Source organism: Candidatus Methylomirabilota bacterium (assembly GCA_036005065.1).
Lineage (GTDB): Bacteria > Methylomirabilota > Methylomirabilia > Rokubacteriales > DASRDR01 > DASYQW01.
In genome coordinates, this window is sequence record DASYQW010000225.1 from 1 (window position 1) to 11,580 (window position 11,580).

14 protein-coding genes are annotated in these 11,580 nt (G+C 70.3%); 12 read left to right on the plus strand and 2 right to left on the minus strand.

From position 1 onward, the window contains the following. Both VGW35_16730 and VGW35_16735 read left to right on the plus strand, forming a co-directional pair. Positions 1-636 (plus strand): ABC transporter ATP-binding protein (locus tag VGW35_16730; GenBank protein ID HEV8309305.1); only part of this gene is annotated, 636 nt, incomplete at its 5' end. A gap of 252 nt (positions 637-888) precedes the next feature. Continuing rightward, positions 889-1,239: a cupin domain-containing protein gene (locus tag VGW35_16735; GenBank protein HEV8309306.1), complete on the plus strand. Its 351-nt coding sequence runs from the start codon at positions 889-891 to the stop codon at positions 1,237-1,239. A 19-nt stretch (positions 1,240-1,258) separates the two neighbouring features. Here the strand turns inward: VGW35_16735 and VGW35_16740 are convergent, their stop codons facing one another. Together VGW35_16740 and VGW35_16745 are read right to left on the minus strand one after the other, a co-directional pair. Then, positions 1,259-2,638 (minus strand): UbiD family decarboxylase, encoded by a 1,380-nt coding sequence (locus tag VGW35_16740; protein ID HEV8309307.1) that lies wholly within the window; start codon positions 2,636-2,638, stop codon positions 1,259-1,261. A 39-nt stretch (positions 2,639-2,677) separates the two neighbouring features. Next, positions 2,678-3,331 (minus strand): hypothetical protein, encoded by a 654-nt coding sequence (locus tag VGW35_16745; GenBank protein ID HEV8309308.1) that lies wholly within the window; start codon positions 3,329-3,331, stop codon positions 2,678-2,680. A 269-nt stretch (positions 3,332-3,600) separates the two neighbouring features. On the opposite strand from VGW35_16745, the gene VGW35_16750 reads away from it, so the two are divergent. The 10 genes from VGW35_16750 to chrA form a co-directional block, all read left to right on the plus strand. After that, a complete protein-coding gene (locus VGW35_16750; protein ID HEV8309309.1) occupies positions 3,601-5,547 on the plus strand; it encodes a primary-amine oxidase in 1,947 nt (648 codons plus the stop codon). 5 nt (positions 5,548-5,552) lie between these two features. Beyond that, positions 5,553-5,774, plus strand: a complete 222-nt coding sequence (locus VGW35_16755; GenBank protein ID HEV8309310.1) for a hypothetical protein — start codon at positions 5,553-5,555, stop codon at positions 5,772-5,774. Next, a complete protein-coding gene (locus VGW35_16760) occupies positions 5,771-5,968 on the plus strand; it encodes a hypothetical protein (GenBank protein HEV8309311.1) in 198 nt (65 codons plus the stop codon). The genes VGW35_16755 and VGW35_16760 overlap by 4 nt, the downstream gene beginning before the upstream one ends. A gap of 26 nt (positions 5,969-5,994) precedes the next feature. Beyond that, the gene (locus tag VGW35_16765; protein HEV8309312.1) at positions 5,995-6,663 is read left to right on the plus strand and encodes a hypothetical protein; all 669 of its coding nucleotides are present in this window, start codon (positions 5,995-5,997) and stop codon (positions 6,661-6,663) included. Between the two features lie 25 nt (positions 6,664-6,688). After that, positions 6,689-7,039: a hypothetical protein gene (locus tag VGW35_16770; GenBank protein ID HEV8309313.1), complete on the plus strand. Its 351-nt coding sequence runs from the start codon at positions 6,689-6,691 to the stop codon at positions 7,037-7,039. 65 nt (positions 7,040-7,104) lie between these two features. Further along, on the plus strand, positions 7,105-8,589 hold the full coding sequence (locus tag VGW35_16775; GenBank protein HEV8309314.1) for a hypothetical protein: 1,485 nt from the start codon (positions 7,105-7,107) through the stop codon (positions 8,587-8,589). A gap of 22 nt (positions 8,590-8,611) precedes the next feature. Next, positions 8,612-8,953: a cupin domain-containing protein gene (locus VGW35_16780; GenBank protein HEV8309315.1), complete on the plus strand. Its 342-nt coding sequence runs from the start codon at positions 8,612-8,614 to the stop codon at positions 8,951-8,953. Positions 8,954-9,265: 312 nt separating this feature from the next. Then, positions 9,266-9,727, plus strand: a complete 462-nt coding sequence (locus VGW35_16785) for a hypothetical protein (GenBank protein ID HEV8309316.1) — start codon at positions 9,266-9,268, stop codon at positions 9,725-9,727. A 10-nt stretch (positions 9,728-9,737) separates the two neighbouring features. Then, the gene (locus VGW35_16790) at positions 9,738-10,682 is read left to right on the plus strand and encodes a chromate resistance protein ChrB domain-containing protein (protein ID HEV8309317.1); all 945 of its coding nucleotides are present in this window, start codon (positions 9,738-9,740) and stop codon (positions 10,680-10,682) included. Positions 10,683-10,696: 14 nt separating this feature from the next. After that, on the plus strand, positions 10,697-11,580 hold an 884-nt coding region (chrA, locus tag VGW35_16795), incomplete at its 3' end, for a chromate efflux transporter (protein ID HEV8309318.1).

Sequence of the window (11,580 nt, forward strand, 5' to 3'; positions counted from 1 at the left end):
GGGTGTGGGAAGACCACGCTGCTGAACCTCCTGGCCGGATTCCTCTCGCCGACGCGGGGCGAGATCCTGGTCGGGGGCCAGCCGGTGACCGGGAAGGGGGGCGACCGGGGGATCGTCTTCCAGGACTTCGCCCAGCTCTTCCCGTGGCGGACCGCCCAGCGAAACGTCGAGTTCGGCCTGGAGATGCGGAACATCGCTGCCGCCGAGCGCCGCGAGATCGCCCGGCGCCATCTCCGGCTCGTGAAGCTCGAGCCGTTCGCCGGCGCCTATCCCCACCAGCTCTCGGGCGGGATGCAGCAGCGGGTGGCGATCGCCCGGGCCCTCGCCTACAACCCGTCCGTGCTGCTGATGGACGAACCCTTCGCCGCCCTGGATGCCATGACGCGGGAGGAGATGCAGCGGCTCCTGGTCGAGGTCTGGCAGGCGACGCGGAAGACGGTCGTCTACGTCACCCACAACGTGGCCGAGGCGGTCTACCTGGCCGACCGGATCGTCGTCCTCACCCCGCATCCGGGGACGGTGAAGACCGAGTTGAAGGTCACCCTGCCGCGGATGCGGGATCCGCTGCGGGTGGAGTTCCTGGAGCACCAGCGCGAGGTCCTCGCGCACCTGACCGACTCGGCCGAGCGGCCGTGAGGGGGCAGGCGGCGCCGCGGCGGAGCGCGCGCCGCGGCACTCATGCTACTATCCGACCCGGCCGGCGGGCTGGCGAGCGCGCGCCGGCCCGCGATCGACCCCCAGGAGTGTGTCGGCGTAACCCGGGACCGACCACCGAGCGCGTGGTGCATCGAGGAGCGCTCCGAGCGGCGGCTGTGCCGCCGCAACCCTCCTCGGGGGAGGTTTCGGAGGGGGCCGTAGAGGCCCCCTCCGATGAACGGGAGGTGGAGCGTGCCCAAGCCGGAGTACGAGTTCCACGAGCCGCGGGAGAACCCCTGGGAGCCGGCCTTCGGCGAGATCCCCGGCGCCTGGCAGCAGATCCTGTCGCGCGATCCCGAGAAGGGGGACTACACGCGACTGGTGCGCCTCGATCCCGGCGCCGACACCTCGGCGGCGGGCACGCTCGTCCACGATTTCTGGGAAGAGGTCTACATCGTACGCGGCGATCTGACGGACCTCCGCCTCGGCGAGACGTTCCGGGCCGGCTACTACGCCTGCCGTCCTCCCGGCATGACGCACGGCCCGTATCGGTCTCCGAGCGGAGTGCTCATGGTCGAGTTCCGGTACGGATTCCGGAAGTGATCCAGCCGGGCGGCGCGGCTCAGGTCAGGAAGTCCTCGAGGCGGACCTCGCCCCACCGCAGCGGCCAGGCCCGCTCGTAGTCCCGCCGCTCGGCGGCGCGATACGGCGCCGGCTTGGTGGCATCGATGCCCCAGCGCGACCCGACCGAGGGGAAGCGCGTCTGGCTGGTGTTCGGCATCGCCCCAGGCGAAGGCCGCGCGGTCGGGTCGAAGATCCAGCCGCGGGTGTTCCCCACCGTGATCACGTCCCGGGCGGGGTCGACCCGGGTGGCCAGGGCGTACATCACGTCGCGATAGTCGTAGATGTCGACGTCGGGGTCCACCGCGATGACGAGCTTGTTGTTCAGGAAGGTGCCCATCGCCACCAGCAGCGCGTCGGCCACCTGCCCGTCCATGCTCGGCTCGACCTGCAGCACGAGACACATCGCCCCGCCGCCTTGCGGATAGGTGAGGTCGCGCACCGCGACCCCCATGCCGCGGAGCCGCTCGTAGAGGAGCGCTTCCTGCCACAGCCGCGGCAGCTCCTGGTGGTCGGTGAAGGGGGTCATCAGGTGGTGCCGGTAGATCGGGCTCTCCCGCATCGTGATGGCGGTGACCTCGAACACGGGCTGCTGGCTCGCATACGGCGTGAAGAGCATGGTCGGACCGGGCGAGGGGCCGTCCTGGGCGGTCCGCGTCGGATGGACGAAGCCTTCGACGACGATGCTGGCGTCCGCCGGCACCGCGAGGTCGACCGTCTCGCACCGCACCAGCTCCCCGGGCTCGCCGGTTATCGCCTGGTAGAGCTCGAGCTCCCACCACCCCTCGTGCACGTAGTTGTAGGCGGCCGCCAGCTCCCAGGCCGGGTGGGTGCCGATCGCGATGGCCATCGGCATCCGGGTACCGGCCGCCCGGTGCTTGGCCAGGATGCCGATGGCGGTCGGAGTCACGAACGACGCGACCATCTCCCGCGGCCCCAGGACGCCGCATCGCGGGAACATCGCGTTCCAGGCGCCGCGTTCCGGATCCCGCATGACGACGAAGCTCGTGGTGTAGGGGTAGGGGTCGAGCGCGGTGTGGGTGACGATCGGGAGCCGCCCGAGGTCCACGTCCTCACCGAGGTACCTCCGCGCCTTGCAGGGGGCGTCGTCCACCGTCCGGAGCGGCGCCGGACCGCGTTTCCGCACCTCACACAGCGCCCGCACCACGTCGCCGGGCTCGCAGCCGAGCACCCGGGCCTGGGCCGCCCGGTGGACGAACAGGAGGTCCACCACGGGCATGTCCTGGCCTTCGACGTTCTCGAAGACGATCGGGCGGCCGGCCTGGGCGGTCAGGGCCCCGATGGCGTCGAGCGGGACCGGTTTTCCGATACAGAGGAAGTGCTCCCGATGAGCGCTCAGGAAGCCGGCCAGATCCTTCATCGAGTTGCCCTCTCGTTCACCGGGCGAGACCTTCCGGCGTCAGCGGGGGCCGACCTCGACCCACTTCGCCTCGGCGGCCACCGGGTCCTCCAGCGGCACGCCCATCGCGGTGTGCATGGTGTTGTACATCTTCCAGAAGCCGACCACCAGCACGATCTCCATCACCTCTTGCGGGGTGAAGGCCGCCGCCAGCCGGCGGCGGAGGTCGCCGGTGACGCCCTTGGGATCGAGGCTCGCCTGGTGGACGAATTCGAAGGCCACCCGCTCCCGGTCGTCGGTCGGCTCGAGATGCAGAAGGTCGAGGAGGTCCGTCTCGCCGTAGCCCCAGCGACGCTTCAACGTGGCCGCGTGGTGAGCCGTGCAGTAGGTGCACTCGTTGTCGCGGCTGGCGATCATGCTCAGCCGGTACTTGAAGCGCTCGGGGAGCGAGTTGCGCTCGTCGCGCATCACCGCGTTATTCAGCTTGAAGAGGTACTCGGCGATCCACGGGATGTGCATGTAGAGGGTGATCGTGTAGGGCAGGAAGCCCATGCGCGCGATGTAGTAGTGGAGGTCCGGCCGCGCGTGGACCGGCACGTGCTCGAGGTTCTCGCCGATCGCGGGGTACGGGATGAACGCCCGCTGGTCGCCCGAGGCGAGGATGTTCCGGGTCGTGGGCTGAGGGGAGCTCTGCTGCTTGAGATCGGTGGTCATGGTCGCGCCTCCTCTCGGTCGCGAGCGCGCTGGGTCGCCCGAGCGGTCGTCCGGTGGCCTGGCCCGCCGCGCGCGGGTAGGCCCAGGATAGACCAGGATCGTCGGTGGGGACAAGGTGTCATGGTCCGGCGCCGGACGCCAGCCGGCCCCCGGCCCCGGGGTGATCGCTCGCCTGCCGGCGTGTGTCGCGCAGGATCGGCGTGTGGATATAATGGTCCGTCTCGCGTCGGCCCTCCTCAGACGCCAGGCGACCAGCAAGGAGACAGGCGATGACACCCATCACGTCCGAGCGCACGCTCGCCACGCATCCGCTGGACCCGCTCACCGCTGACGAGATCAGCCGCGCCTGGGAGATTCTCCGCACGCGAGAGCCTCTGGGCGCGCGGACCCGAGTGGTTTCCATCACGCTCCAGGAGCCGCCCAAGGAGGCCGCGCTGCGTCATCGGCCCGGCGACGCGGTGGAGCGGGCGGCGCTCGTCGTGCTCATCGACAGCGCGGCGGCCAGGACGTTCGAGGCCGTCGTCTCCCTCTCCCAGAAGCAGGTGCTCTCCTGGGAGCACATTCCCGGCGTCCAGCCGGCCATCGTCCTCGACGAGTTCTTCGAGTGCGAGGCGGCCGTGCGCGCCGATCCGCGCTGGCAGGAGGCCATGCGGAAGCGCGGAGTGACGGACTTCAGCCTGGCCATGGTAGACCCGTGGTCGGCCGGCCACTTCGGCTTCGCGGGTGAGGAGGGCCGGCGGCTCGCCCGCACGCTCACCTGGGTTCGGCGCAGCCCGAATGACAACGGCTATGCCCGCCCGGTGGCGAACCTGATCGCGGTCGTCGATCTGAACGACATGACCGTGCTCGGGGTCGAGGACTATGGCGTGGTCCCCCTGCCGCCGGAGGATGCCAACTACTCGCCGGACGTCGCGGGGACCCGGACCGATCTCAAGCCGATCGAGATCCGTCAGCCGGAAGGCCCGAGCTTCCGGCTCGACGGCCACGAGCTCGCCTGGCAGAAATGGCGCCTGCGCCTCGGGTTCACGCCTCGCGAGGGGCTGGTGCTCCACACGGTCACCTACCGTGACCAGGGGCGGGAGCGCCCGATCCTCTACCGGGCCTCGGTGGTCGACATGGTCGTCCCGTACGGGGACCCGCGGCCCACCTACTTCCACCGCAACGCCTTCGACGTGGGGGAGTACGGGATCGGGTACCTGGCGAACTCGCTGGAAAACGGGTGCGACTGCCTGGGCGAGGTCCGCTACCTGGACGCCGTCGTCAACGACAGCCGGGGCGGTGCTCAGACGGTGCGGAACGCCGTGTGCGTGCACGAGGAGGATTACGGCATCCTCTGGAAGCACTTCGACTGGCGGACGGGGTACAGCGAGGTGCGCCGGTCGCGCCGGCTGGTGGTGTCGTTCATCGCCACCGTCGGCAACTACGAGTACGGCTTCTACTGGTACTTCTATCAGGACGGCACCATCCAGCTCGAGGTGAAGCTGACCGGCATCGCCTCCAACGGGGCGGTGCCGCCCGGGGAGAAGCCCCGCTGGGGAGAGCTGGTGGCGCCTCAGGTCTACGCCCCCATCCACCAGCACTTCTTCAACGTGCGACTCGACATGATGGTCGACGGGCTCCACAACTCCGTCTACGAGGTCAACACGGTCGCCGACCCTCCGGGCCCGGAGAATCCGCACCGCAACGCCTTCCACACCGAGGCCACCCTGCTCCGCTGCGAGTCCGAGGCCCAGCGCATCATCGATCCGCTGGCCGGCCGGTTCTGGACGATCGTCAACCCATCGGTCCGGAACCGCCTCGGCGAGCCGGTCGGTTACAAGCTCATGCCCGGAGAGAACGTCCTGCCCTTCGCGGCGGGCGACGCGTCGGTGACCCGACGGGCGGCCTTCATGACCAAGCATCTCTGGGTCACCCGCTACGACCCGCGCGAGCGCTACGCCGGCGGCGAGTACCCGAACCAGCATCCGGGCGGGGCCGGCCTCCCCAGTTACGTCCAGGACGACGCGTCCCTGGACAACACCGACGTGGTGGTCTGGTACACGTTCGGCGCCCATCACGTCGTGCGGACGGAGGACTGGCCGGTGATGCCCGTGACCTGCATCGGCTTCATGCTCAAGCCCGTCGGCTTCTTCGACCGCAACCCCGCCCTCGACGTGCCGCCGTCGCCACGCCACCCGGCGTGCGGTCAGAACGACTCGAGCTGCCACGCCGGCTGATTGCCATGCGCGAGATCCGCGACGGGATGCGCATCGACTGGGACGTGCCCATCCCGATGGATGATGACTGCTTCACCGGCTGCGGCCCCTTCCTGCACACCGACGCGCGAGACCGGCCCCCCGCGGTCTTCGGGAAGAACGTCACCCTGCACTGCGGTCCCCGGCGACTGGCCCACCTCCTGCTCCCCATCGTCCCCCCTCCGGGACCGGCGGAGCGGCCGGCGTGAGCCAGGACGCGAAGCCCTTCACCGTGATGGCCGCGGCCCTGCTGGCGCTGATCGCCGTGTTGCAACTGCTCCGCTTCCTCTTCCGATGGGAGGTCACCCTGGACGGCATGATCGTCCCCGTCTGGCTGAGCGGGATCGCCTTCGTGGTCGCCGGGGGGCTCGCGGTGATGCTCTGGCGGGAGATGCGCCGGTGAGCGAGAGGGCGCGAGAGGTGAGGGTGATGCGGCCGCTGAAGGCTCTCCTGGTCATCGCCCTGGCAGCGGCGGCGCCGGCCACGGCCCGCGCCAACGGGGATTCCGCCATCGGACCGCCCACCGTGTTCGAGCGCTTCGTGCTGTCGGCCTGCTCGCCTTGCATCAGGGAGTCGTATCCCATCGCCTCGCTGGCGGTCAAGCTGCAGACGCCGCCCGGGTTCTTGCGGGTGGCCGGTGCGGCGGCGTCGCGGCCGGGGGAGATCGGGATCGAGGTGCTGCGGGCCCAGCAGTTCGGCCGGGCCGACTGGAAGTCCCTGGCCCTGCGGGTGACCCTCTGGGTGATCGCGAGTCCGGGCGAGTCGTACCGGCTCGGCATCGGCCTGCTGGACGGCGCCGATGTCCAGGCGCTCGCCCAGGCCGTGGCCGAAATGGTCAGGCTCGCCACGGGGCTTCCGGCGAATCCGGGCGCCGAGAGCACCGACGTCGAGTTCCACGGCGGCTCGTTGCGTATCGGTGTGCTGCGCGTCCGCGGCGAAGCCGTCGCCTACGTCCAGGCGGGGGACCTGCCGACGCTCATCCAACGGGCGATCTGGGAGGTGCCCACCACCCTGTACGTGCCGCTGAAGGACCTGACCGCCCTGGCGGCCGCGTTGAGCCAGGCGGCGGCGATGATCGAGAAGGTCCGGGGGCAATAGTCACAGGAGCGTGGAGGCCGACCTGATGCGGGAGGATGCGCGTCTGACGTTGCTCGTCGTGCTGCTCGCCCTGGCGGCCGTCGTCGGGGTGAGGGCCGAGCCGCGCGTCATCGACCTCGCGATCAAGAACGGCCGGCTTCCCGAGGACCAGCGGGTGGTGCGGGTCCAGCAGGGGGACGAGGTCACGCTCCGGTGGACGACCGACCGCCCGCTCACGCTGCACCTGCACGGCTACGACATCGAGGAGAAGCTCGCGCCCGGGACGCCGCTGTCCATGCGCTTCACCGCCCGCGCCACCGGCCGCTTTCCGATCGAGATCCACGGCCCGCGCGGCGAGGAGCGCACCGTCGGCTATCTCGAGGTGCATCCCCGCTGACCCGGTCCCGCCCCCGCGTCCCGACCCGGCTCCCCGCGCGCTGCGCGAGCGGCGCCATCCTGGCGGTGGCGGCGTCCGCCCGGCCCGCGCTGGCCCACGGCTTCGGCCAGCGTTACGACTTGCCGGTCCCGCTGTGGCTCTGGGTGACGGCGGCCGCCGCGGCGGTCGCCCTGTCCTTCGCGATCATCGGGCTCTTCGTCACGGCGAGGCCGGGCGGCCGGGGTGACTGGCGGCTGAACCTGCTCCGCTTCCGCCTCGGCCGGCTGCTCGCCGACCGCCGGCTCCGGCTCGCGGCCCGGGTGGTGTCGGTCGGCTCGCTCGTCCTGATCCTGGTCGCGAGCCTGGCCGGCGACCAGAGCCCGACGCGCAACATCGCCCCCACCGCCATCTGGGTGGCGTGGTGGGTGGGCTTCGCCTACCTGTCCGCCCTGGTGGGGAACCTCTGGGCGGTGGTGAATCCCTGGGCCGCGATCTTCGCCTGGGGCGAGGCGCTGCTCGGGCCTCGTCGGGTGGCCGTCCGCTGTCCGGCATGGCTGGGCGCCTGGCCGGCCGTCGCCCTCTTCGCGACCTTCGCGTGGCTCGAGCTGGTCTTCACCGGGCGGAGCATCCCGGCCCAGCTCGGCCTCCTGATCGTCGGCTACTCCCTGCTCACCTGGGCGGGCATGTTCCTCTTCGGGCGCGCCGCGTGGCTGCGGCAGGCCGACCCGTTCGCGGTGGCCTTCGGGGTCCTGGCCCGATTCGCTCCGACCGAGATCCGCGTCACGGACCGGGACACCTGTCGCCGGTGCGGGGTGCCCTGCCGGGATCAGCCCGGCGCCTGCCTCGACTGCGGCGAGTGCTTCGACCGGGCTCCGCCCTCCCGGCGGGAGTGGAACGTGCGGCCCTTCGGCGCCGGGCTGCTCGACACGGGCGGCGTCTCGCCGTCGATGGTCGTGTTCGTCCTCCTTCTTCTCTCGACGGTCACCTTCGACGGCTTCACCGCGACGCCGGCCTGGGCCCGCCTGGAGCGCGGGCTCTACACGATGCTGGCGCCGCTCGGCGACGCCCGGCTGACGGTCATCGGCACCCTCGGGCTCCTGGTCTTCCCGCTGCTCTTCCTGCTCGTCTACCTCCTCTTCGCCCGCTCGATGGCGTGGGCCGCCGGCGACGAGCTCCCCACCGGGACGGTGGCCCGCCTCTTCGTGCTCTCGCTGGTGCCCATCGCGATCGCGTACCACCTGGCGCACTACTTCACGTACCTCTTGATCCAGGGCCAACTCCTGATCCGGCTCGTCTCCGATCCGCTGGGGCTCGGCTGGAACCTCTTCGGCACCTCCCGCTATCGGCCCGACATCGGGATCGTGGGCGCCCGCGCCGTCTGGTACACGGCCGTCGTCGCCATCGTGGCCGGGCACGTCATCGCGGTGTACGTGGCCCACGCCGTCGCCCTCCGCGAGTTCCGGGATCGAGGCGCCGCCCTCCGCAGCCAGCTGCCGATGCTGGTCCTCATGGTGAGCTACACGATCGTGAGCCTCTGGATCATCGCCCAGCCCATCGTCGAGAGCAGGTAGTCGTCGAAAGGAGCGAACCGAGATGAAGCAGGCGCTCGTGGTGGTGGCGGTCCTCGCCGGGGCCCTGTGGCCGGCCACGGGGCGGGCTCAGCTCCCCGTGAGCCAGGTGGTCCTCGAGAACGCGTCGGTCCGCATCACCGTCCTCACCTTCGCGCCCGGCGGGGCCACCGGCCGTCACCAGGGGATCGAGGCGGAGATCGGGATCGTCATCGAGGGCCAGCTGACGGTGGAGAGTCCGACCGGACGGCAGAGCCTCCAGCCCAGCGGAGTCTACTGGATGCCCGGCCTCACCCCCCACGATGTCCGCAACGAGTCGAACCGCCCGGCGAAGCTCTGGGACATCTTCCTCAAGCGCTGCGACTGACGCGAGCGGCGCGCCCCGCGTTTACCCCCCGCGCACCTGAGCCGTGCGCGTGCAGCCCGTCCTGGGCGTGCGGTCACTGAGCGGCTACACCATCGCTCTCGAACCGGTGCAGCCGAGCAGAGACCGTTGAAACGAGATCACGGTGGCGCTCTTGTTACTTGTTACGGATCTCTGCGACCCTCGGGAACGTCCCGAGTGGGCAGGCTGCGCCGTCTCGCTGGACTCGGCCGCGAAACGAGGCTCTTGACACCGAAACACTTCTGAGATCATGTAACGTATGATACAGCTCATTCGAAGGAGAGCGACATCGGGATGGCCCAGCCAGGAAAGGGCCCCGAACTCGGCGACAGCCCTGGGGAGGTGCCGGGGCGTTCTGAGACGACGCGCGGCCTCGAGGTCCCGGTCTCCCTCACGGTCTTCGGTGCTCCCGCGGCTCACGCCACGGCGACCATCGTCCGCCACAGCCTGGGTCGGCGCGCCGCGCGCGCGCTCGTCGTTCTGGGCGCGTGCTGGGGTCTCGCGCTCGTGGCCGTTTTTATCCCACTGGCCCACTTCCTGCTCGTGCCCGGACTGTTCGTGCTCGGGGTGATCCTCGCGACCTCCCGGGCCCGAGAGGCCTGGAGCATCGTCACGATGCAGGGCCAGTGCCCCCGGTGTCGGCTGGAGCAGACCCTCACATCCGCTCGCCGCGTCCGGGGCCAGTGGGTGGTCCACTGCCCCAACTGCAAGAATGAACTCGCCCTCACCATCGAGCCTGGACCCGGGGCCATCTGAGGCGATCGGCGTGGCCTGGCTGGTCCTGATCCTCGGTTTTCCCGTCCACCCGTCGAGTGTGCGGGTCAAGGCCTGGCGGCGACTCCGGGGTATCGGGGCGGTCCCACTCAAGAACGCGGTCCATCTCCTCCCGTTCACCGCCGAGAACCAGGAGCACTTCCAGTGGCTCGCGCAGGAGGTGCAGAAGGACGGGGGCGAGGCGACGTTGCTCACGGTCGACCAGATCCAGACCATGAAGCCGGCCGAGGTCGTGCGCCTGTTCCAGCAGGCGCGCGACCAGGACTACCGCGCGCTGGCCGAGCGCTACCGGAAGATCCTCCGCGGCCTGGACCGGGCCGCCACGGGCCGGACCGCCGCCCGGCGGGAGGAGGAGCTGGCCCGGCTCGCCCGCGATCTCGAGCGGATCCGGGAGATCGACTTCTTCGACGCGCCGGGCTCCCAGGAGGTGACGCGGTTGCGCGAGACGATCGAGATGCGGCGGCATCCCCGGGCGGCCAAGGCGGCGGCCAGTCAGCCGGCGACCCCGCTTGAGACCCTCCGGGGCCGGCGCTGGGTGACCCGCCCCCGCCCGCACGTCGACCGGATCGGGTCGGCCTGGTTGATCAAGCGCTTCATCGATCCCGACGCCCAGTTCGTCTTCGCGCGCCCCGAGGAGTTCCCCGAGGATGCCATCCCGTTCGACGCGCTCGGGGCGGAGTTCGGCCATCAAGGGGAGGACTGCACCTTCGAGACGCTCCTGAAGCGGAGCGGGCGGCGGGACCGCCGGCTGGCGCAGCTCGCCGAGATCGTCCACGAGGTCGACCTGCGTGACCAGAAGTTCAGTCGGGACGAGGCCCGCGGCCTCGACCTGACGATCCGCGGTCTCCTGGCGACACTGAAGGACGACCAGGAGGTCTTGACCCACGGCGTGGTCCTCTTCGACGGCCTCTACGCGGCGCTGGGTGACCGGAAGTGAGGAGGGCGGAGCCCATGGCCGAGGACGGTGTCGCCCGTCGCGTGCGGATCCGGGATCTCGTTGCCTACTATCTCCGCCTCGGCACGCTCGGCTTCGGCGGGCCCGTCGCGCTCTGCGGGCAGATGGAACGGGAGCTGGTCGAGGAGCGGAAGTGGCTCACGAAGGAGGAGATGCGCGAAGGGATCGCGGTGTGCCAGTCGCTGCCTGGCCCCCTGGCCATCCAGGTCGGCATCTACATCTCCTACCTGCGCGGAGGGTTCTGGGGGGCGTGGGCCGGCGGCTGGGCCTTCATCCTTCCGAACTTCGTCATCGTGGCCGCGCTGGGGGCTCTGTACGTCCACTTTGGCGGCCTGTCGCCGGTGACGGCGATCTTTTACGGGGTCAGCCCGGCCGTGATCGCCTTGATCCTCCACTCGTGCTACCGGCTCGCGAAGCTCGGCATGGAGGACTGGCTCCAGTGGGTGATCGCCGGGGCATGCCTGGCCATCACGGTCGCCGTCCAGGCTGAAGTGGCCTTGCTGTTCATCGCATCGGGGATCCTCGGCCTGCTCTATTACGGGTCACTCGTCCGGCGACGGGCGGCCGCCGCCGTGTTCTTCCTTCCCGCCATGCCTCTCAGCGCCCAGGCTGCCAACAGCGCGGGGGGCTCGATCCTGGGGAAGCTGCTGGTCTTCTTCCTGAAGGCCGGCTCCCTCACGTTCGGGAGCGGCCTCGTCATCGTCCCGTTTCTCGAGAAGGGGTTGGTCCAGCAGACCGGCTGGCTCGACGAGCGCCAGTTCCTGGTCGCCGTCGCCATCGGCATGATCAGCCCGGGTCCGGTGGTCATCACGGCTACCTTCGTGGGCTACCTGGTCGCGGGGTTCTGGGGATCCCTCGTCTCCACGGTTGGCATCTTCCT

Bases quoted from the DNA above. Each gene is read 5' to 3' on its own strand.
- VGW35_16740 (HEV8309307.1), bottom strand. From the start codon at position 2,638: ATGAAGGATCTGGCCGGCTTCCTGAGCGCTCATCGGGAGCACTTCCTC.
- VGW35_16745 (HEV8309308.1), bottom strand. From the start codon at position 3,331: ATGACCACCGATCTCAAGCAGCAGAGCTCCCCTCAGCCCACGACCCGG.
- VGW35_16750 (HEV8309309.1), top strand. From the start codon at position 3,601: ATGACACCCATCACGTCCGAGCGCACGCTCGCCACGCATCCGCTGGAC.
- VGW35_16755 (HEV8309310.1), top strand. From the start codon at position 5,553: ATGCGCGAGATCCGCGACGGGATGCGCATCGACTGGGACGTGCCCATC.
- VGW35_16765 (HEV8309312.1), top strand. From the start codon at position 5,995: ATGCGGCCGCTGAAGGCTCTCCTGGTCATCGCCCTGGCAGCGGCGGCG.
- VGW35_16770 (HEV8309313.1), top strand. From the start codon at position 6,689: ATGCGGGAGGATGCGCGTCTGACGTTGCTCGTCGTGCTGCTCGCCCTG.
- VGW35_16780 (HEV8309315.1), top strand. From the start codon at position 8,612: ATGAAGCAGGCGCTCGTGGTGGTGGCGGTCCTCGCCGGGGCCCTGTGG.
- VGW35_16785 (HEV8309316.1), top strand. From the start codon at position 9,266: ATGGCCCAGCCAGGAAAGGGCCCCGAACTCGGCGACAGCCCTGGGGAG.